A 21,269-nucleotide genomic window follows, 5' to 3' on the forward strand; every position below is an offset into this window, starting at 1 on the left:
GGCGCGTCCATCTTCCTGGCCCCGGCCCGCGACCGTCTCGCGACGCCGGGGCCGCTTCATTTTTCAGGGGACCCGCCCATGGCTCGCCGCCGCCAGATCTACGAGGGCAAGGCCAAGATCCTTTACGAGGGTCCCGAGCCCGGCACGATCATCCAGTATTTCAAGGATGATGCCACCGCATTCAACGCCCAGAAGAAGGGCACGATCAACGGCAAGGGGGTGCTGAACAACCGCATCTCCGAGCATGTCTTCACGCTGCTCGACCATATCGGCGTGCCGACGCACTTCATCCGCCGCCTGAACATGCGCGAGCAACTGGTGCGGCAGGTCGAGATCGTGCCGATCGAGGTGGTGGTGCGTAACGTCGCCGCCGGTTCGCTGTCGAAGCGGCTGGGGATCGAGGAGGGCACGAAGTTGCCTCGGACGATCATCGAATATTACTACAAGGACGATGCGCTCGGCGACCCGATGGTGTCCGAGGAGCATATCGCCTGTTTCGGCTGGGCGACGCAGGAGGAGATGCACGACATCGCCGACCTGGCGATCCGGGTGAACGATTTCCTGTGCGGCCTGTTCGCCGGTGTCGGCATCCGGCTGGTCGACTTCAAGCTGGAATTCGGCCGCATCTATGACAATGATTACGGCCGGATCATCCTGGCCGACGAGATCAGCCCCGATGGTTGCCGCCTGTGGGACATGGAAACCAACGACAAGATGGACAAGGACCGCTTCCGCCAGGATCTGGGCGGCGAGGCGGAGGCCTATCAGGAGGTCGCACGCCGACTGGGCCTGATGCCGGAGGGTGAGGACGGCGCGGTCCTCGACCTCGACAGCCATCGCAAGCGCCGCGGCAAGTAAGCAGGACAAGAGACTGATGAAGCTCCGTATTTTCGTGACGTTGAAGCCCGGCGTGCTCGATCCGCAGGGCCGGGCGATCCATCATGCGCTGGGTGGCCTGGGCTTTGCCGGCGTCGAGGACGTGCGCGCGGGCAAGCTGATCGAGATGGAGGTCGCCGATGCGACCGACGACGCCCAGATCGACGCGATGTGCCGCCAGTTGCTGGCGAACACGGTGATCGAGAATTACCGGGTGGAGCGCGCCTGATGAAGACCGCTGTCATCGTCTTTCCGGGCTCCAACTGCGACCGCGACATCGCCGTCGCGCTGGAAGCGGTGACGGGCGTCAAGCCGGCGATGGTCTGGCATGGCGACACCAGCCTGCCCGATGGACTGGGGTTCGTCGCGGTGCCGGGCGGTTTCTCCTATGGCGATTACCTGCGCTGCGGGGCGATCGCGGCACGCTCGCCGATCATGCGGTCGGTGGTCGAGGCGGCGGACAAGGGCCTGCCGGTGTTCGGCGTGTGCAACGGGTTCCAGGTACTCGCCGAGGCGGGCTTGCTACCCGGCGCGCTGATGCGCAACGAGTCGCTGCATTTCGTCTGCCGCGACGTGAAGCTGACGGTGGCGGACACCGACAGCGCCTTCACCCGCCTGTACGATGCCGACGAGACGGTGACGTTTCCGGTCGCTCATCATGACGGCAATTATTTCGCCGATGCGGAGACGCTCGACCGGCTGGAAGGCGACGGTCGCGTGGCGTTCCGCTATGCCGAGAGGGTCAACGGATCGGCCCGGAACATCGCCGGCGTGCTGAACGCGCGCGGCAACGTGCTGGGTATGATGCCGCATCCCGAACGGCGGATCGAAGCGGCGCATGGTGGCGATGACGGCCGCCGGCTGTTCGAGGGATTGCTGGAGACGGTCGGAGCCTAGAGCAAATTGCGTAAAGTCGGACCCACCCCTGACCGTTCGGCCTGAGCGCAGTCGAAGGCTACCTTTTCACAAAGTGCTTCGACTTCGCTCAGCACGAACGGGGCGGATTAAGCGCTTAATGCTCTAGACCTGCGCGCGGAAGGGCGTGAAGTCGGTGTCGCGGTCGAACACATCGACCTGCTCCGCCCGCTTCAGCCCGCCGACGACGGCATAGGTGACGGGCGTCAGCAACACTTCCCACCCCACTTTCAACGCCCATTGCGTGAACAGCACGGTGATGACGAGGCTGCCGGTCCAGCCGCTCGCGCCCCAGAAGGCGAGCGGATAGAAGATCAGACTGTCGACCCCCTGCCCCACCACCGTCGATCCGATCGTGCGCGACCAGAGGTGGCGGCCATCGGTCCACACCTTCATCCGCGCCATGACATACGCGTTGACGAACTCGCCCGCCCAGAACGCGCAGACGCTGGCAGCGACGATGCGCGGCACCTGGCCGAACACCGCTTCATACGCGGCCTGGTTGGTCCAGCCGGGCGCGGGCGGCAGGGCGACGACGATCCACGCCATCAGCGCCATGAACACGACCGCCGCCGTCCCCGCCCAGATTACGCGGCGCGCGCGGGCATAGCCATAGACCTCGGTCAGCACGTCGCCGATCACATAGCTGAGCGGAAAGAACAGGATGCCCGCCCCGAACGGCCAGTCGCCGATCAGCGGCAACCGGATCGTTGCGACCTTGCCCGCGCCGATCACGTTCGACAGCAGCAGGATGGTGACGAACGCCGCCATCACCCAGTCGAAATACCGGAATTGCCCCCGCGATACCGTATCCGCGGCGACCGCCGGCCCTGCCCCTTTATCCATGCCGGTGCTTATGATCCCGGTTCCTTCGCCGCGCAATCCGCGCTAATCGGCCCGTCTGCGCGCCCGTAGCTCAGTTGGATAGAGCACGAGCCTTCTAAGCTTGTGGTCGCTGGTTCGAATCCAGCCGGGCGCGCCATTTCCTCCGATATGTCCGCTCGCCGGTGGTCAGACCACCAGACGGATAAGGCACAGGTTAAATCCATGGAGCATCGGCATATCGCGATGCCGCCCAATCCCTGTAAGATGCCGCCGATGATGGTTGGCAGGACTGGTTAGAGAATGGACGACGAGCAACGATCGCGGCTGGAGGACCTCCTGACGGAGGCCCTGTCGTTGGCTGATGCGCTGGACGAACATATCGTTGCCGCCTTCATCGCGGCGAGCATCGACCAGCTGCGAACCGCGCAGAAGTGAGGGCGTTCGTAAAGGCGACGACATGTCTGTCGATCCCGCGCTGATCGCTTCGTTATCGCCGCAACAGGTGGCCTGCCTGCGGCTGGTGGCCGAGCTTCGCACGTCGAAGCAGATCGCCGAAATCCTGGGTATCTCGTCCCACACGGTCGACACGCATCTGTCGAATGCGGTCAGGAAGCTGTCCGTGCTCAACCGGATGGAGGCTGCGCGCCTGCTGGTGGAAAGCCCGCTTCCCCCTCCCGAACGATTGACCGGTCAATCCCCGCCAGTGGCCAGCGACGTCGAAATACCAGCAGAACTGTCCCACCAGTTCGATCGTGGTGAACCAGTCGGAAGACAGGTTTCCCTATCGCGCTGGACCCGGCTGGCGATCATCGTCGGCGGGGCCATCGCCTTGGTCTATGCCGTCGTCCTGATCGTCGTCGGTGCCGAGGTCATCACACGGATGACTGAGAAATACAGGCATCCGGCACCTGCTGGTGTGCCGCATTCCCGTCAGGGAGCGTCACGGGGAACATAGCATGCGACATACACGACAGGCCGTTGCCCGCACGATAGCGGAACCGCTGCTGGCGACGGAACAGGCGATCGACGAGGCGCTGGCGCAGGCCGGCGCCATGGCGACGGCGCTGGCCCATGGCCGCACCGTTGCGAAGCTGCCGGCCATGGTGGGTCAGGATGTCTTTCAGAGCCTGGGCGCCGCGATGCAGGCGTTGTTCGAGGCGCGGCGCCAGATCATCGAGGCGCATGCCGGCCTCGACCGTACCCGCGAATATCTCCGCCTGCCGGAAACGAGCTATGGCGACATGTCGCCCAAGCCGCCGATGGAATCGGCGCGGCTGGTGGCCGTCGAGCGGCAGGCAGCCTGATGGAGGGGCGGTAGCGTCATGTGGACGAACGTCGTCCTGTTCATCCTGCTGCAGCTGGCGATATCCTGCTATGCCGGCTGGCGTGGCGGGAAGCCCGAGCGGTTCGTCGCCATCGCCATGTTCGCTGCCGCCCTCGCCACCCTCATCGCCTATGCGCCGCTGTCGAAACGCTTCATCGGCGTGGAGACGGGCGTGCTCGCGGTGGACGTGTCGCTCTTCGTGGGGCTGACCGTCATCGCGCTCAACGCCAACCGGTACTGGCCGATGGCGGTGGCCTCGCTGCAACTGGCATCGCTGATCGTGCATTTCGGCAAGCTGCTGGACCTGACCATGGGGGGCTGGGCCTATGCGTTTCTGCTCAAGCTATGGGCGTATCCGATGTTACTGACGTTGCTCGTCGCCACCATGCGGCATCGCCATCGACTGGCCATCCACGGTGTCGATCAGCCCTGGACGATCTTCAATGCCCGATAGCATCATCAGCCGCGCCCGCCGGATGTACGACGAGCGCCGTCGACGCCGGGCGATCTTTCCGCCGGGATTGTTGAGCGATCATGCCTGGGACATCCTGCTGTGGATATTCATCGAGACCGCGCACGACCGGCCCGTCACGGCGACGGAGGCGGCGGCAGCGGCGATGGTGAGCGTCGATGTGGGCAATCGCTGGATCGCGGCGCTGGGCCAGGCGGGATTGCTGGTGCCGCTGCCGACATCCGTTGATCCGCGATCGCCCGTCCTGCTGAGCGACGATGGGGTTCGGGATATCCGGGCGTATCTGGAGGGCGTGGTCCCGGCGATCTGAGCGCTCGCCGGCCGCGATCCATCGCCGACAAGGTTTGGGTGATGGGGCAGACGGCAGGTCAGGGCGCATCCGCATCGCGGGCCGGGCGCGCGGCATGTTGCCCTTGATACATCAGGAAGGCGGTCGCGGCTTCACGGGGGACGGCGGGGGCGAAGACGAAGCCCTGCCCCAGCACGCAGCCGATGGCGAGAAGCTGGTCGACCTGCTCCTCGGACTCGATCCCTTCGGCGACGATGCGGATGTCCATCTTGCGGGCGATGCGGATCAGGCTTTCGATGATCGTCGAACTGACGCCATCGGTGTCGAGATGGTCGACGAACGTCTTGTCGATCTTCAGGACATCGACCGGCAGGGTCAACAGGTGCGTCAGCGACGCGTAACCCGTGCCGAAATCGTCCAGCGCGACGCGGATGCCCTTGTCGCGCAGGTTACCGATCGCCTGTTGAACGGCCTGATCGCCGCGGCCCATATAGACCGTCTCTGTCACTTCGAGGATGACGTGTTCGAGCGGGACGCCTTCGCGTTCGAAGGCGAAGGTCATGGTTTCCTCGATGGTTCCGCCGCTCAGGTCGGCGGACGAGACGTTGATGCCGACATGCTGGAAGGGAATGCCCATATCCAGCCAGCGGCGCACATCGGCGGCGACCAGACCCATCATGCGCGCGGTCAGGGCGGTCGCCACATGGGCATCGGTAGTCGCCTCGTGGAAGGACGCGGCCGACATTACCGTATCGCCGACGCGCATCCGGCACAGCGCCTCCAGCCCCACGACCTCGCGGGTATCGAGGCGGAAGATGGGCTGGTAATAGGCCTCGATCCGATCCTCGCGCAGGGCGGCCGTGACCTCCCGTATCGCCGCCAGACGCCGCGTCATGATCGACCCCAGCCCCGACCAATAGCGGATGAAGCCGCCCCGTCCGGTTTCCTTGGCATGATAGAGGGCGAAATCGGCGTTCTGGCGGACACGCTCGACCACCGGCTCGTCCGCGGATTGGATGGCGCCGCCGATCGTGGCGCGCGGAATGACGAAGTGACCGCCGCAATCGGCCGATACCGCCAGCGCGGCGAGGATATGTCCGGCCGCCGCGTCCAGATCGTGCAGATCTTCGGGCGACGTCAGGATGATGGCGAATTCGTCGCCCCCGATCCGGAACGTCCGGCTGTTCGGAAGCGCGGTGGCGATGCGATCGCTCGCGATCTGAAGCAGGCAGTCGCCGGCATGATGGCCGAACGTGTCGTTCACCACTTTCAGATTATCGATATCGAGGACAAGCAGTGCCCAGCTGCCGGTCTCGCGATCTTCCAGGCCGGCGAGTGCGGCATTGTACGCGGCGCGATTGGGCAGTCGGGTCAACGCATCGGTGAACGCCCGCCGCTGATGCTCGACCACGCGGTCATGTCGTTCGATCGCGATCAGGCTGAGGTGGACGCAACTCGCCACCACCTCCCGTTCGAACGTGGTCGGCCCGCGGGCGCGGCGATAATAGAAGGCGAACGTCGCCACGACGTCTCCCTCCGCACTGACGATGGGGCTGGACCAGCACGCCCGAAAGCCATGGGGCAGCGCCAGATGCTTGAAAGCGGCCCAGCGGATATCCGTCTCGATATCCCGCACCGCGATGTCGGTTCTGAGATAGGCCGCCGTTCCGCACGAACCGGCCAGCGGCCCGCTCTCGACCCCGTCCAGCGCGGCGGAGTAGATTTCGGGGAGGCTGGGGGCGGCAAGCGGATGCATCCGCCCCGCGTCATCCACGGTCAGCACCGAGCAGACGACGTTCGGCAGCAGGCGCTCGACCTCCTCGCACATCGCGCGACAGGTCGTGTCCAGACTGGCTCCCTTGGCGATCATTTCGAGGATCGTGTTCTGAAGCTTCAGCAAGGCGCCTTGAGTATCATCACCGATCCACGATCGGTGGTGAGGGAAGATCAAGGTCATCGCCTGAATCTATGGGAGAATGGTTTCCAATCAATTGATAATTTAGTCGCCGATTTGACTTCGATTTGAACAAAAATGATTTCAATTCTGAGTGGAGATGTTTCCCAGCGTCACGGTTCCGACGAAGAACTATTGCTGGATGCGAAACCGCCGTAGCGTTCGCGCCATGCGGACACTTCGTCCTGCAGAGGGGCGGGTGCGGGATCGCCCGAGATCACCAGCCGGGCGACATCGTCTTCGGGATGCATCAGCATCTTTTTCGATCCGTCGCTGAACCAGACGGGGATCAGTCGATCGCACAGGCTGTCCAGCACGATCGCGGCCATACCGTTCCGGATGGCGTCGCTGCCGGCGAGCATGCGGATATTGATCGAAACGCCTTCAAGGCAATTCTGCGGCCGGTCGACGAAATTGACCGACACGAGCAGGCCCGACCGATCCGGCCGGGCGGCATCGGGCAAGCTGGCGACCCGGCGCCAGACGCAGAACCATGTCCGGCAGATGCGGGGACGGACCGCATGAATGCCGCACCCCTGTTCGCCGAGGTGGACGCATGGCGTACCCGCGGGCTTGGCGAAATCGGGCGTATCCACCGTCAATTCGGTACAGCATGCCGTGCAGTCACCGCAGGCGCGATCCGCCAGGACCGGCCCCAACAGGGCGGTTTCCAGATCTGTCCCGGTCTGCATCCGGATGGGGTTGCCTTTATCCGCCATCGAAAACAAGCGTGCGAGGCGCTCGATGGACCGGGGTGACGGCCGACGGCATCGGCTCTATCGATCCGGCATGGCCCGAAAGAAGCGCTATCTGACCGCGAGCATGGCCGATGGTTATGTGAAGACGATCGGTCCCACCGCCGCACCGTTCACCCATTTCTGGCGCATCGTCGCGCAACTGGAGAACGGCAAGACCGAGGTTTTCTGGGGTCACGCCGGATCGTTGAAGGAAGCCAGCCGCAAGAAAGTCGCGACCGACGAGGCGGCCAGACAGCGCGGTTGGACGGGGTTCGATTTCGAGGTGGTCGAGCTTACCGAATCATAGGCATGCTATGCGCGGGAAAGCGAACGAGCGACCTTGCAGCGTCGCGATAATGGCCGCACTCCCCCGCAATCGGCAGCAGAAACTCGCAATAAAGGACGGCATGATGGCTGAAACCGATGGCAAGATGATCGATGCCACCGATTATCGCATCCTGCGCGAACTGGTTCATGACGGTCGCGCATCAGACGTGACGCTGGGCGAACGCATCCATCTATCGAGTACGGCGACCGCACGCCGTCGAAAGATCCTGGAGGAGGACGGCGTCATCGCTGGCTACACCGCCAAGCTGGACATGACGAAGCTGGGTTTCAGCATTACCGCCATGGTGTCGATCGAACTGAACTCGCAGGCCGAGCAGGTGCTGAACGAGTTCGAATCGGCGGTGATCCGCTGCCCCTCCATGTCGTTTTGCAGCTTCGTGTCGGGCGAGGTCGATTTCATCATGATCGTCCACGTCCGGTCGTTCGACGATTACGACCGGGTGTACCGCAAGGAATTGTCGACGCTGCCGCATGTCGCCCGCATCCGCAGCAGTTTCCTGATGCGGGAGGTAGCGCAGCGGTCGGTCGCGCCGGTGGCGATCGAAGATCCGAATTGAACCAATCTTGCGCGTAAATCGCAACATAACAATGTATCATTGAATGGAAATCGGTCAGGAATTCAAGTATTCTTGATGCTTTCCGTAATAGTAACATGGATTTCATCTTCAGATTGCGAGGAACCGGCGAACGCCATCTGATAGGCTTCGTGACGGAACAGGACCGGGACACCCGGCCAGACGAACAGAGCAGGCAGGAACCAACGAAAGCGATACCGGGGGGATATCTGGACGGCACCCGATCATCTGAAGGGGCTATCCATGACTGTTCTGTACGGCGCCGGCCACGGCGCTTCTGCCACGCATGCCCGATTTGCCCGGCGCTCCAGGATGCGCACCCTCACCGGTACCGGCCTGTTGGCGCTCTGCTGCGCCACCCAGGCGGCATCGGCGCAGACCGTCGCCGAACCGCAGGATATCGCTTTCCAGACCGAGCGTGGCCCGGCCAAATCCGCCCCGACCGATCGGGAGACGACGAACGTTCCGGGCGGCAAACCCGAAATGGCGGTCGATCCCGTCACCGGCGATACCCCGGCCGAAGAGGGAGAGGCGATCGTCGTCACCGGGTCGCGGATCGAACGCAACGGATACAGCGCCCCCACCCCGGTCAGCGTCATCACCGCCAAGGAACTGAAGGCGGAAGCACCGGCCAATATCTCCGATTTCGTCAACACCCTGCCCGCGGTTCGCGGCAGCGGCACGTCGGCCAGCAGCAACGGATCGCTCAGCAACGGCGCGGCCGGCATCAACTCGGTCAACCTGCGCAATCTGGGCGCCAACCGCACGCTGGTGCTGTTCGACGGCCAGCGCTCCGTGGCCTCGACCACGACGGGTCAGGTCGACGTCAACACCTTTCCGCAGGCGCTGATCGAGCGGGTCGAGGTCGTGACCGGCGGTGCCTCGTCCGCCTATGGATCGGACGCGGTGTCGGGCGTCGTCAACTTCATCCTCGATCGCGACTACACCGGCTTCAAGATGGAGTATGAGCACGGCGTCACCACCTATGGCGACGCGCCGAACCACAAGGTGACGGCGACCGGTGGCAAGGCGTTCGCGGACGGGCGCGGCCATCTGATCGTGTCGGGCGAGCATTTCTCGCAAAAGGGCATCCAGACGATCGATCGCGACTGGAACGACAGCGGTTATTTCCTCGCCAACAACCCGGCCTATTCGGCCGCTCGCTGTACCGATGCGGCGTCGCTGAACACATCGTGCGTCAACGAATTCCTGATCCAGTCCGGCATCGGTACGGGCCAGTTCACGCCGGGTGGCCTCATCAGCACGGGTCCGCTGCGCGGCACCTATTTCGGATCGGTCAATCCGGCGACGGGCAAGGCGACGGTCAACCAGCTCAATTTCGGCGCCACCAGCGGCCAGTGGATGGTCGGCGGCGATACCGACATCACCACCGCCGGCCATCGCAGCAGCGCGACGTTGCAGCCGGAGGAAAAGCGGAGCAGCGTCTTCGGCCGCCTTAGCTACGAGGTGTCGCCGCTGGTCGAGCTGTACGGCCAGTTCTCGTACAGCAATTACCGCGGCCAGAGCTTTTACCAGCAGACGCCGACGACCGGCGTCACCATCCAGCGCGACAACGCCTATCTGCCCGATGCGACGCGCGCGGCGATGGTCGCCAACAACCTGACGTCGATCCAGATCGGCACCAGCAACATCTTCCTGCCGCCACAGGGCAGCGACAACGAGCGGCAGGTGTTCCGCTATGTCGCGGGCGCGGACGGTGCGTTCTCGATCGGGTCGAGCGACTGGAAATGGGGCGGATATTACCAACTGGGCAAGACGAAGACGAACGAGCTGCTGACCAACACCTGGAACATCGCGCGCATGGCGGCGGCGACCGATGCCGTCGTCGCGGTGGCTGGCAACAACGGCGGCTATGCGCCGGGAACGGTGGTGTGCCGGATCAACGTCGATGCCAACCCGAACAACAACGATCGCTCCTGCGCGCCGCTCAACCGCCTGGGTACCAACGGCGCCTCGCCGGAGGCGATCGCCTATGTCCTCTACAACGGGCTCCAGCCGCTGCGGAAACAGCAGCTGAAACAGGAGGTCGCGGCGATCAACTTTTCGACCAACAGCCTGTTCGATCTGTGGGCGGGACCGATCTCGGTCGCGTTCGGCGCGGAGTCGCGCAAAGAATCGGTGACCGGGTCGGTCGATCCGCTGTTCCAGCCGCTGGTCGCCAACGGCGTCACCACCGGCACGTGGATCTATGGCAACTACCTGCCCACCAGGGGGCGGTACAACGTCAAGGAAGCCTATATCGAATCGGTCGTTCCGATCTTCAAAGGCATGGATTTCAACGGCGCGTTCCGCTTCACCGACTATTCCACCTCCGGCACGGTGAACACGTGGAAGACCGGCCTGACGTGGCAGGTCATTCCCGATATCAAGCTGCGCGGCACGATATCCCGCGACATCCGCGCCCCCAATCTCAGCGAGCTGTTCGCACCCGGCACCGGCCGCACCAACACCGTCAACGTACCGCAGGTGAACGGCAGCGTCGCGGCCAACCAGTTCAACGAGTCCACCGTCGGCAACGCCGCGCTGCGGCCTGAAATCGCCAAGACGTACGGCGCGGGCGTGGTGTTGACGCCGACGTTCCTGCCGGGCTTCGCCGCCTCGGTCGATTATTACGACATCAAGCTGGACGGGGCGATCGACTCGCTGCTCGCCCAGACGATCGTCGATCAATGCTATCAGCAGAGCATCGCCGATGCCTGTTCGTTCATCTCCACCACCGGCGGTCGCGGCGTCACCACGCTGGGCCTGCCGGTGACCAGCATCGAGGTGAAGCCGACCAACTTCGTCAGCGTGAAGACGCGCGGCATCGATATCGAATCGAGCTATCGCCGCGCGGTCGGCCCCGGCAACATGACGTTGCGCGCACTGGCCAGCTATGCGTTCGAACTGACCAGCAACAACGGCGTCACCGCGACGACCGATCTGGCCGGCCAGAATGTCGGCGGCCTGCCCGACTGGACGTATCGCTTTTCCGCCGGATACGATCTCGACTCCGGGTTCAGCATCCAGGGGATCGCCCGCGGTGTCAGCGGCGGCGTGTACAACAACAACTATGTCGTCTGCACCACGGATTGCCCGCTTTCGACCGCCGATTTCCGCACGGTCAACCTGAACCGCATCAAGGGCCAGTTCTTCTACGACCTGAACGCCAGCTATTCGTTCGAGACGGGCGGCGCCAAGGCGCAGGTTTTCCTGTCGATCCGTAACGTGCTGAACAGCGATCCGGTGCTCGTCGCCAACGGGCCGACCGGCAACAACACCCCCGCCTATCCGCAGACGAACCGCGCGCTGTACGACGTGCTCGGCCGCGTTTTCCGGATGGGCGTGCGCATCGGCATCTGACGCTTACCCGGCATCCGGGCGGCGCATCGCTGTCGCCGTCCGCCCCCCCCCCTTTCCTTCAGGAGACGAAAACATGGCCGATACTCGCATTCTGGCCGCCGCCCTCGTCGGCGCCGGTATCTGCACCACTCCCGCCGCGGCTGCCGCGCCGCAGGCCGCCGCCCCCTCACCCACCGGCGCCAGCGCCGCGATGAAGCAACAGGCGATCGCCGATGTCGAGGCGCACGCCAAACTGATCCAGCAGATGGTCGATTCCCTGTTCAGCTTCGCCGAGCCGGGCTTTCAGGAATTTCAGACGATGGAATATCTGACCGGCATCCTGAAGAAGGAGGGCTTCACGATCACCAGGGGGGTGGCCGGCATCCCGACCGCCTGGACCGCGACATGGGGCACCGGCGGTCCGCTGGTAGCGCTGGGCAGCGACGTCGACGGCTTGCTCGGCCTGTCGCAATATCCCGGCTCGCCGACGCTGAAGCCGATGGTCGCAGGCGCGCCGGGGCATGGCGAGGGGCATAATTCGGGCATGCCGATGATGATCGCCGCCGCCATCGCCGCCAAGAACGTGATGGTGAAGAACAGGATTCCGGGCCGCATGATGCTGTGGCCCGGTGTCGCCGAGGAACTGCTCGCGACCAAGGCATGGTATGTCCGTGATGGCCTGTTCAGGGGCGTGGACATGTCGATCTTCGCGCATGTCAGCAGCGATTTCAGCACCGGCTGGGGCAACAGCGGCAACAACGCGCTGGTGTCGGCTGAATACACGTTCCACGGCAAGACCGCGCACGCCGCCGGCATGCCATGGGAGGGTCGCAGCGCGCTCGACGGGGTCGAGGTGATGGACGTGGCGTGGAACATGCGCCGCGAGCATCTGCCCGTCACGCAGCGGTCGCATTACGTCATCACCAATGGCGGCGGACAGCCGAACATCGTCCCCGATCTGGCCACCGTCTGGTATTATTTCCGCGATCTGGATTTCGGCAGCGTCCGCGACTTGTACACCACCGGCAACGAGATCGCCGACGCCGCCGCCAAGGCGACCGGCACCACCGTCGAACACAAGCTGCTGGGCTATGCCGCCCCCAATTACGGCAACAAGCCGCTGGCCGAGGCCGCCTATGCCAATATCAAGGCGGTCGGCATGCCGACATGGAGCGCCGACGACCAAGCCTTTGCCAGGACCGTGCAGGAAACCAACAAGCGCACGATCAAGGCATTGCCGACGACCGTCGCCGACCTTTCCACGCCCGCCAATCGCGAGCGGTCGCTGGGCGGCGGATCGGACGATATCGGCGACATCATGTGGACGGTGCCGACGATCACCGTCCGCTATCCGTCGAACATCCCCAGCATGATCGGCCACAACGTGCTGTCCGCCATCGCGATGGCCACCCCGATCGCGCACAAGGGCGCGGTGGCGGGCGCCAAGGCGGTGTCGATGACCGTCCTCGACATCATGACCACTCCGCAACTGGTGGCGGATGCGAAGGCGTTTCAGCAGGACGTGCAGTTCAAGGACCAGAAATACGATCCCGTCGTCACCGCCAACGACCCGCCCGCCATCCATCTGAACAAGGAGATCATGGAGCGGATGCGGCCGGAGATGAAGAAATTCTATTATAATCCGGCGAAGTATCCGACCTATCTCGACCAGTTGGGCATCAAATATCCCGCCGTCGCCCAACCGGTTGGTACTGCCACCCCTGAAGCCAAATGAGGTGATTGCCCGACCGATCCCGTCACCGGCGGGATCGGTCCGGTGCCATCCGAGGCTGGCGGGCACCGCAGCCTGCAACCCGCGGCGCTCACAACAACATTTGTATTATTGGGAGCAGTGCTACATCCGACTTGCAGTTGAAAGTACCGCGCCTGCAAACGCTTATCGCGGAACAAACTGCATTCTTCACTTCGCTATCGAACAATTGAAACCGCTGTACATGACCTGGCATCCGGCAAATACTGTCCGTTCATCGCAGGGGGTGCGGTATGGCGGAGTCGGATGCGCGGGCGGCGGTCAATTTTCTGCTTCGGACGACCCGTGACAAGGCGGGCCTGGAATCGCTCGAACTGCCGGGGGCCGGTGGCGAAGCGCCGGTAACCGACTTCGATGCCCTGCCCGATGCGCACAAGAACGCGGTGGAGGGGGCGGCGGCGAAGCTCGATCGGCCGGAGCAGATGACGCCGAGCGAGCATTTCGCGCTGGAGGCGATCATCATTCCCGATCGGCGGCCGGCGATCCTGATCGCCGACGACGACTACCGCGTGACCCACCGCGACTGGCTGCACCTGAACGACCCCGCGGTGCGCGCGCTCATCACGCCGGCGATCCCGGCGATCGGGCGGCTGGAACTGCCGGATCGCCACGACATTCCCTATGGCGGCACCGCCTTTCTGGTCGGGCCGGGCCTGTTGATGACGAACCGGCACGTCGCCGAACTGTTCGTCGATGGCGCCGGGCGTGGCCTGTCGTTCAGACCCGGCGCCAGTGCGGCGATGAACTTCGTCGAGGAAGCCGCGCGACAGGTGCCGCAACGGTACCGGATCACGTCGGTGGTCCTCATCCACCCCTATTGGGACATGGCGCTGTTGAAGGTGGCCGATGTGCCGTTCGCGCCGCTGACGCTGTCGGCGGCCGATCCGGAGGGGCCGGAGGACGAGATCGTCGTGATCGGTTATCCCGCGTTCAATCCCCGCTTCAGCCGGGCGATACAGGATCAGGTGTTCGGCGGCGTGTACGACGTGAAGCGCCTGCAACCGGGCCATCGCCTGCCGCGCCGTGCCGTCGACAGTTTCGGGAAAAGCGTCAACGCATCCACGCACGATGCGTCAACGCTGGGCGGCAATTCCGGGTCGGCGGTGGTGTCGGTCAGGACGGGTCAGGTCGTCGGGCTGCATTTCGGGGGCGCGTATCTCGACACCAATTATGCTGTGCCGGCGCGCGATCTGGCGCTCGATGCGCAACTGGTGGACGCGGGGTTGAGCTTCGCCGTGCCGAGACCCGCGCCAAGTGGCGGGGCATGGGACGGATGGTGGCAAGGCGTCGAGACGCCGGCCGTCGTGGCGGCGCCGGTGAAGCCAGCGGTGGCCGCCCCTGCCCCGGTTGCGACGTCGGCCGGCAGGGCCACCGCCAGCATCACAATTCCGCTCACGATTACCGTCTCGCTGGGCGACCTGACCACGCCTGCCGTCACGCCGGAGAGCGTCACGCTCGAACGCGCGGTGATGCCGTGGCACGATGGCGATTACGCCAACCGGCGCGGCTATGATCCGGACTTTCTGGGTTTCCCCATCCCGCTGCCGGTCGCATCCGATCCGGCGAGTCTGGCGCGGATGAGCGATGGCGCGACGGCCATTCCCTATACGCATTTCTCGATCGCGATGCATGCCGGGCGGCGGCTGGCGCTGTTCACCGCGTCGAACCTCCGTCGTGATCCGCCGGCGCGCGGGTCCGGCGACGGGCGCGACGATCTCGGCGGGCTGGGCGTCGGCGATACCGAGCGGTGGTTTCCCGATCCCCGCCTGCGCGGCATCGAGCAACTGCCCGACCGGTTCTTCACGCAGGATCGGGGGGCGTTCGACAAGGGACATCTGGTTCGGCGCGCGGACGTGGTCTGGGGCGAGACCGTCGACGAGCGCCGCCGGGCGAATGGCGATACCTTTCACGTCACCAATTGCTCGCCGCAGGTGGCTGGGTTCAATCGTCAGCATGGGACGGATAACTGGGGCGATCTGGAAAACGCGGTGTTCAGACAGGCGACGACGCAGCGCCTGACGATCTTTGCGGGGCCGGTGCTGGCCGATGACGATCCGCCGTTCCGGGGCGTCGATGACACCGGCCCGGTGACGGTGGCGATCCCGCGCGCGTTCTGGAAGGTGATCGTCGCGCCCGATGGCGCGGGAATCGGCGCCTATGGCTTCCTGCTGGAACAGGATCTGACCGGGGTGGCGACGGAGGCATTGCGGTTCGATGCGCACTGGCGCCGGTCGATGATCGATCTGGCGACGCTGGAGAAGCGGATCGGCCGCCTGACCTTTCCCGATATCCTGCATGATGCCGATCGCGGCGGGACCAGCGCGGCGTATGCGATCGCGGCGGCGGCGGGGATCGCGGCGTGACGCTTGGCTGGGGCGACGATGCCGGTGCGGCGCTCGTGTCGGCGATCCTGTCCGCCTATGACAAGCCGCGCCTGTCGAGCCTGTTGCGGTTCAAGGGCGGGCTGATCCTGGAAAACGAGGTCAACACCGATGCGCCGTTCCGCCGCGTCGTCGAAAACCTGACCGTGTTGCTGGATCAACAGGGCGACACCGAACGCTTCCTGGCGCTGGCGTTCGCGGACCGGCCGGGCAATCCCCGGTTACAGACGCTGGCGGCGGCGCATGGACTGACGGCGACGACGACCGAGCGGACGGAGACCATGCCACCCCCGGCGACGGCAGCCGAATATGTCGCGGCGGCGCAGGCGGCGCTGCCCGCCGATCCCGCCGTCGCCGCGCTGGCCGGCAAGCTGGACGGGCCGGCGCCAGCCCCCCATGCCAGTCTGGAAGCACTGGTCGCGCGGCGATCGAAACTGATCGATTTCGGCCGTTTCCTGACCGGTCTGGAAAAGTTGATGCCGCGCATCTGTCGCATCAGCGTGCCGGGGTCGGCCGGCACCGGTTTTCTGGTCGGGACCGATCTGGTACTGACCAATTACCACGTCGTGGAAGGGCTGATCCGCGACGATTATACGTTCGATCAGGTGGAGTGCGAGTTCGATTTCAACAGCGACGTCGCCCGGACCCAACGGATCGGCATCACCGCGAAACCGGGTCATTTCTCGCCCTATAGCGCCAGCGATATGTCGGGGGCGGGCGAGCCGGCGCCGAACGAACTCGATTATGCGCTGCTGCATCTGGCGCAGCCGATCGGCGGCGGTGATCGTGGTTTCTATCCGCTGGATGCGACACCGCGCCTGTTGTCGGTGGGAGACTTCATGTTCGTGTCGCAACATGCCGCCGGGCAGTTGCTGTCGCTGGCGATGGGGACGATCACCGACTTTCCGGGCAAGGCGCTGCGGCTTCGTTATGACGTGACGACCGGGCCGGGATCGTCGGGGTCGCCGTGCTTCTCGTCCGAACTCGATCTGATCGGCCTGCATCATGCAGCGCAGGCGACGATCGCGCCGACGTATAATCAGGCGGTACCGATCTGGATGGTGGCACGGCACATCGCGGCGGCGGGCAACGCGCCATGACGCAACTGGGCGACGCCGTCATCGGGACGCTGACCGACGTGATCGCCCTGTCGTTCGGCGATGCGGAGGATGCGTTCTGGGCGGCGTGCCGAACGCAGGATGCGCAGATCCGCAACGAGGTCGCCGATGCAGGGTTTCGGATCGAAGTCGGTGCGGCGCTGACGTTCCTCGATCGCGTGCAACAGGCGGCGCTGGTGCTCGGCCCGTTGCTGCTCGCGCGCCCGGCCGATGCGGGCCTGCGCAAGGCGATCGGCGCCGCGCATCCGCCCGCGCTGGCGGCCGTCAGCGAGGAGCGGTTCGCGCTGGAGGCGATGATCGGCGCGACGTTGACCAGCGTGCAGGCCGTGACGCTGCGCACCAGTCTCGACCAGATCGACGCGCTGATGGCGGCGGTGACGGCGTATAAGGGGATGCACGACGCGCTGCACGTGCTCCAGCCGCTGTTGCCGCTGATGCGCAGCGCCGCGATGGCCAAGCCGCGCTGGCCCGAACTGCGGGTCTATACGATGCTGTTTCGCCAGCAACTGAACCGGATCGATGCCGCCATCGCCGACCTGAACCGGGCGGGGGTGGTGCGGTTGCTGGATTTCCGCGCGGCGATGGGCGGCGCGATCGATGCGATCGACGCGGCTTTGGCGGCGGGCGACGATTATGCATTGAACGATGCCGCCAGCGAACTGGCCGCCAGCGTCGACGAAGGGCTGAACAGCGTCGATGTTTCGATGCTCAATACCGCGCAGGATGCGAACCAGCCGTTCACGCTGGCGCTGCAATTCTTCACCCCGCTCGTCCAGTCGACGGCGGGTACGCGGTTCGAGGCGCTCATCACCTCGTACGTCGCCTTTGCCGATCAGGTGTCGCGTGAATTGATCGCGGCGATCGCCGAACATGGCAAATGGCAGCGGCTGGACCGGCAGTTCGACCTGCTCCAGCGCATCGTGGTCGAGAACCAGCCCGGCGCACCGGGGGACATCGACCGGATATGGCGACTGACGCTGCGCGAACTGACGCAGGTCTGTGGCGCCCAGCCCGTGTCCGACTGGGCCTCGCCGATCGTGCAGTTGATCGCGCTGGCGACGGTCGACCTGAAACCCCCGGTCGCGCCGCCGGTGATCGATGCCGCACGCGACCGGATCAGCGAGTTGATCTCGAACGGGCGCAGCCGGTTCATGGCGGTGGACCAGTCGCTGCTCGCCTGGCTGGGGCGGTCGGTACAGAAACGGCCCGACCTGATCGCCCTGTTGAAGGGGGAGGTCGGCCATGGTTGACGCCAGGGTCGCCCCGGTCGGGTTCGAGGCGCTGTGCCTGCGCCATGGCCAGTTGCTCGATGCGCAGGCCGACGACCACCTCGACCGGGCGGCGGCGGCGGCGTTCGTGGCGGATGCGGCGGCGGCGGGCGTGCAGATCGAATCGGTCGGCGACCGGGATGCGATCCGCTCGATGATAAACTACTGGACCGCGACGCTCGCCCGCCTGCCGGACGACCCCGCGCCGGCCAGTACCGGCAGCGCCGCACCGTCGCCTGCCCCCGCCCCGACGCCCGTGACACGGCCGATACTGGCGTCATTCGATGCCGCGCAGTCGCCGGTGCTGGACGAACAGGCCAATCCCTTCGTCGGTCTCGCCGCATTCGACGCGCCGGATTCGACGAAGTTCTTCGGCCGGGACAAGGTCGTCGCCGATCTGCTCCGGCACGTGCTGGCCGCGCCGCTGGTCGTCATCAGCGGCGCATCCGGTACCGGCAAGTCGTCGCTGGTCCGCGCCGGGCTGGTCGCGGCGGTGCGGCACGAACCGACCGGGACGGACTGGGTGATCGCGGTCGTGTCGCCGGGTCGCGATCCCGTCGCCAGTCTCGCCAGCGCGCTGGCGCCACCGGGCGTCGGCGATAGCGCGTGGATCGACCATTTCCGCCAACACGTCGATGCCGCCCCGGCCAGTGCCGGACCGATCGTCGCCGCGCGCATCGCGACGGCCAGCCTGATGCTCATCATCGATCAGATGGAGGAACTGTTCAGCCTTTGCCAGCCCGAGGAACGCGACCGGGCCGCGCAGGCGATCGCGGCGATCGCCGATCTGCCGCGCGCACATGTCGTGGTGACGATCCGCGACGAATATCTGGAAAACGAACGCGCCGCCCGCGTGCTGCCGGCGCTGGATCTGGCCGCCGCGCCCGAGTTTCGGGTGCCGCCGCTCCAGATCGACGATATCCGTGCCGCCATCGTCGCGCCGGCCGCGCAGGTCGGGCTGGTGTTTCAGGACGGGGTGGTCGACCGCATCGTCGCCGATGTCGGCACTGATCCGGCGGCGCTGCCGCTGCTGCAATATGCGCTGCTCCGGCTGTGGAAGCGGCGCGACGGCAACCGGATTACCATGGCGACCTATGACGAGGTCGGCGGGCCATCGACCGCGCTGTCGAACGCCGCGCAGGAAATCCATGACGGGCTGGGCAGCACGCAGGCGAAGGAGAATTGCCGCGTCATCTTCCAGCAACTCGTGCGCCCGTCGCTGCTGTACGAATTCGTCCGCGACCGGGTAACGCGGGGCGAGCTGGAACGGCTGCTGCCGCCCGACAGCATCCGCACCATCCTGACCCCGTTCGTCGCCGCCGCGCTGATCCGCGTCACGCCGGGCAGCGACCGGGGGGCGGACCGGGTCGAGATCGTCCACGAAGCCTTGATCCGCAACTGGGACCTGCTCCGCCGCTGGTCGTTTGAGGTGCGCGATCAGGAGCGTGCCTATCTGTCGCTCGATGCGCAGGCACAGCGATGGATTGCATCGGACCGCGCGTTCGGACACCTGCTGTTCGGCCGGGCGCTGCGCGAGGCGGAGGCGATCCGCGAGGATTATCGTCAGCGGGCGCGCGTCGATCCGGTCAGCGACCGGCGCGTCGACCTGTTCCTGAAACGCGCGCGGTCGATCCAGCAGCGCATCTGGACCGGACTGGCGATTGCGGCATTTTGTGCGGTGGTGCTGGTCGCGGTGATCCTTTTCCTGAAATATCATGTCGTCAACCAACAGCAGCGACAATTGTCCAGTCTGACGAGTACCACCGCCAAACTGAGCGAAGCCACCGCCAGCCTGACCGCGCAGGCGGACGCATCCAGCATCGACGACGATGCCGGGCGGCAGTTCATCCAGATGCTGGTCAGTCGCGGTTCGATCCCGCCCGGCGAACTGCCCGCCGCCTTTGCCGGCATGACCGACACCGCCGCGCCCTGGCCGCGATCGGGCCGTGCGCCACGCTATGCCGCCGATTTCCTGAACACCGGCGCGGCCATCGATCCGCGGGTCATCGCGACCGGGCTGGTGCGCCTAGACCTCGATAACATGCGCGTCTTCTTCGATCCGGCGAGCGGCGTGCCGCGTCTGATCGTCAGTCAGCTGGATCGCAGCCGGACGGGGTCGATCGGTCCGGCCAACGCGCTGTATCGCTGGCCCCGGCTGGACGGTCAGCCGGACGAGGTGGCGCTGGCCCGCACCGGCATCGTGCTGGCACATCTGGTCGATCGGCGCGAGGTCGCATGGGGGCCGCAGGCGGCATCAGCGACGCGGGGGACGAACCTGATCGCGACGATGCAGCCGCTCTATGCGACGGGCGCCCGGCGCGCGCCGCTGGCCGCGTGGCCGGCGACGCTGGCGTGGATGCGGCTGGGCCATGATCCGCAGGCGAGCCGGGTCGTCTATTATACCGGCGCGGTGGCCGGCGACGGCCCGGTCGGCGCCACGATCCCGCGCCTGTTGTGGAAGATCGCGGTGTCGCGGGCGGCGGACGGCAGGCTGGTCGCCGATGCCGCGATGCTGCCGGCCCCTCCCCCCGCCTCTGCCTCTGCCTCTGCCTCTGCCTCTGCCTCTGCCTCCGCCGCATCCAGCGACCTGCCTGGCCGCACGACCATCGCGGCGATCGCCGCCGCCACGAAGATCGATTTTCGGGCATTGCAGGCGGCGCTGGCGGCGGACGTGCCGGCATCCGGTGGCGGCGGTGCGGTGGCGCCCGTCGCCGTGGCGGCACCGACCGGCCCGGCGCGGGTGTATATCGAGGTGAAGGATGTCGGCCCCCAACCGGCTGCGGCGATCCGCGCCTCGCTGGCGGGTGAGGGCTTCGTCGTGCCGCGCGTCGAACAGGTCGATCCGTGCATCGAGGTGCCGGAGCTGCGCTATTATTTCCGTCAGGATGCCGAGGCGGCGGCGCGCGCATCGAGCATCGCCGGGGCAGCGATCGGGGCGGCGGGGCTGGGACCGGGTACGGTGACGATCAAGCGGCTCGATCCCGGTCGCTACAAATCGGCACGGCCCGGCACGCTGGAATTGTGGGTCTGCGGCACGGGCACCATGACGAAGAACTGACCACGGCATCTTTCAT

Annotated in this window: 19 protein-coding genes and 1 tRNA gene; 17 read left to right on the forward strand and 3 right to left on the reverse strand. The window is 65.6% G+C overall.

Going from position 1 to position 21,269, the window contains the following annotated elements; genetic code table 11:
- The first annotated feature begins 78 nt into the window (after positions 1-78).
- From purC to purQ, 3 genes are read left to right on the forward strand one after another with little or no spacing between them, the layout of a single operon-like run.
- The gene (gene purC / locus JAO74_RS08610) at positions 79-858 is read left to right on the forward strand and encodes a phosphoribosylaminoimidazolesuccinocarboxamide synthase (RefSeq protein ID WP_199037030.1); all 780 of its coding nucleotides are present in this window, start codon (positions 79-81) and stop codon (positions 856-858) included.
- Between the two features lie 16 nt (positions 859-874).
- Positions 875-1,105, forward strand: a complete 231-nt coding sequence (purS, locus tag JAO74_RS08615; protein ID WP_056528297.1) for a phosphoribosylformylglycinamidine synthase subunit PurS — start codon at positions 875-877, stop codon at positions 1,103-1,105.
- Positions 1,105-1,773, forward strand: a complete 669-nt coding sequence (purQ, locus tag JAO74_RS08620; RefSeq protein WP_199037032.1) for a phosphoribosylformylglycinamidine synthase subunit PurQ — start codon at positions 1,105-1,107, stop codon at positions 1,771-1,773. Before purS ends, purQ begins: the two co-directional genes overlap by 1 nt.
- Before the next feature lie 123 nt (positions 1,774-1,896).
- Here purQ and JAO74_RS08625 read toward each other — a convergent pair whose 3' ends face one another.
- Entirely contained in the window at positions 1,897-2,637 is a 741-nt protein-coding gene (locus tag JAO74_RS08625; RefSeq protein WP_199037034.1) for a queuosine precursor transporter, read from the reverse strand.
- 59 nt (positions 2,638-2,696) lie between these two features.
- On the opposite strand from JAO74_RS08625, the gene JAO74_RS08630 reads away from it, so the two are divergent.
- The 6 genes from JAO74_RS08630 to JAO74_RS08650 all read left to right on the forward strand — a co-directional run bounded on the left by JAO74_RS08630 (position 2,697) and on the right by JAO74_RS08650 (position 4,722).
- A tRNA-Arg gene (locus tag JAO74_RS08630) sits at positions 2,697-2,773 on the forward strand.
- 143 nt (positions 2,774-2,916) lie between these two features.
- Entirely contained in the window at positions 2,917-3,051 is a 135-nt protein-coding gene (locus tag JAO74_RS19065; protein ID WP_269845936.1) for a hypothetical protein, read from the forward strand.
- 22 nt (positions 3,052-3,073) lie between these two features.
- Positions 3,074-3,571, forward strand: coding sequence for a helix-turn-helix domain-containing protein (locus JAO74_RS08635; protein WP_199037036.1), 498 nt, complete (start codon positions 3,074-3,076; stop codon positions 3,569-3,571).
- A gap of 1 nt (position 3,572) precedes the next feature.
- Positions 3,573-3,920, forward strand: coding sequence for a hypothetical protein (locus tag JAO74_RS08640; RefSeq protein WP_199037038.1), 348 nt, complete (start codon positions 3,573-3,575; stop codon positions 3,918-3,920).
- A gap of 18 nt (positions 3,921-3,938) precedes the next feature.
- On the forward strand, positions 3,939-4,394 hold the full coding sequence (locus JAO74_RS08645; protein ID WP_199037040.1) for a hypothetical protein: 456 nt from the start codon (positions 3,939-3,941) through the stop codon (positions 4,392-4,394).
- Positions 4,384-4,722, forward strand: coding sequence for a hypothetical protein (locus JAO74_RS08650; protein WP_199037042.1), 339 nt, complete (start codon positions 4,384-4,386; stop codon positions 4,720-4,722). The genes JAO74_RS08645 and JAO74_RS08650 overlap by 11 nt, the downstream gene beginning before the upstream one ends.
- A gap of 58 nt (positions 4,723-4,780) precedes the next feature.
- Here the strand turns inward: JAO74_RS08650 and JAO74_RS08655 are convergent, their stop codons facing one another.
- Complete coding sequence (locus JAO74_RS08655; RefSeq protein WP_199037044.1) at positions 4,781-6,601, reverse strand: putative bifunctional diguanylate cyclase/phosphodiesterase; 1,821 nt, start codon at positions 6,599-6,601, stop codon at positions 4,781-4,783.
- A 167-nt stretch (positions 6,602-6,768) separates the two neighbouring features.
- Positions 6,769-7,347 (reverse strand): YkgJ family cysteine cluster protein, encoded by a 579-nt coding sequence (locus JAO74_RS08660; RefSeq protein ID WP_199037046.1) that lies wholly within the window; start codon positions 7,345-7,347, stop codon positions 6,769-6,771.
- A gap of 97 nt (positions 7,348-7,444) precedes the next feature.
- Here JAO74_RS08660 and JAO74_RS08665 point away from each other — a divergent pair, with 97 nt between their 5' ends.
- The 8 genes from JAO74_RS08665 to JAO74_RS08700 all read left to right on the forward strand — a co-directional run bounded on the left by JAO74_RS08665 (position 7,445) and on the right by JAO74_RS08700 (position 21,253).
- A complete protein-coding gene (locus tag JAO74_RS08665; RefSeq protein ID WP_199037048.1) occupies positions 7,445-7,699 on the forward strand; it encodes a hypothetical protein in 255 nt (84 codons plus the stop codon).
- A gap of 103 nt (positions 7,700-7,802) precedes the next feature.
- Complete coding sequence (locus tag JAO74_RS08670; RefSeq protein ID WP_199037050.1) at positions 7,803-8,297, forward strand: Lrp/AsnC family transcriptional regulator; 495 nt, start codon at positions 7,803-7,805, stop codon at positions 8,295-8,297.
- Between the two features lie 330 nt (positions 8,298-8,627).
- Entirely contained in the window at positions 8,628-11,678 is a 3,051-nt protein-coding gene (locus tag JAO74_RS08675; RefSeq protein ID WP_233150818.1) for a TonB-dependent receptor plug domain-containing protein, read from the forward strand.
- A gap of 73 nt (positions 11,679-11,751) precedes the next feature.
- The gene (locus tag JAO74_RS08680) at positions 11,752-13,392 is read left to right on the forward strand and encodes an amidohydrolase (RefSeq protein WP_199037052.1); all 1,641 of its coding nucleotides are present in this window, start codon (positions 11,752-11,754) and stop codon (positions 13,390-13,392) included.
- Between the two features lie 269 nt (positions 13,393-13,661).
- Entirely contained in the window at positions 13,662-15,791 is a 2,130-nt protein-coding gene (locus JAO74_RS08685) for a DNA/RNA non-specific endonuclease (protein ID WP_199037054.1), read from the forward strand.
- Entirely contained in the window at positions 15,788-16,909 is a 1,122-nt protein-coding gene (locus JAO74_RS19145) for a trypsin-like peptidase domain-containing protein (protein WP_199037056.1), read from the forward strand. The genes JAO74_RS08685 and JAO74_RS19145 overlap by 4 nt, the downstream gene beginning before the upstream one ends.
- Complete coding sequence (locus tag JAO74_RS08695) at positions 16,906-18,177, forward strand: hypothetical protein (RefSeq protein ID WP_199037058.1); 1,272 nt, start codon at positions 16,906-16,908, stop codon at positions 18,175-18,177. The genes JAO74_RS19145 and JAO74_RS08695 overlap by 4 nt, the downstream gene beginning before the upstream one ends.
- Positions 18,170-21,253, forward strand: a complete 3,084-nt coding sequence (locus tag JAO74_RS08700) for an ATP-binding protein (RefSeq protein ID WP_199037060.1) — start codon at positions 18,170-18,172, stop codon at positions 21,251-21,253. The genes JAO74_RS08695 and JAO74_RS08700 overlap by 8 nt, the downstream gene beginning before the upstream one ends.
- Positions 21,254-21,269: the final 16 nt, after the last annotated feature.

The organism is Sphingomonas mollis (assembly GCF_016427505.1).
In the GTDB taxonomy this organism is placed as follows: Bacteria; Pseudomonadota; Alphaproteobacteria; order Sphingomonadales; family Sphingomonadaceae; genus Sphingomonas; species Sphingomonas mollis.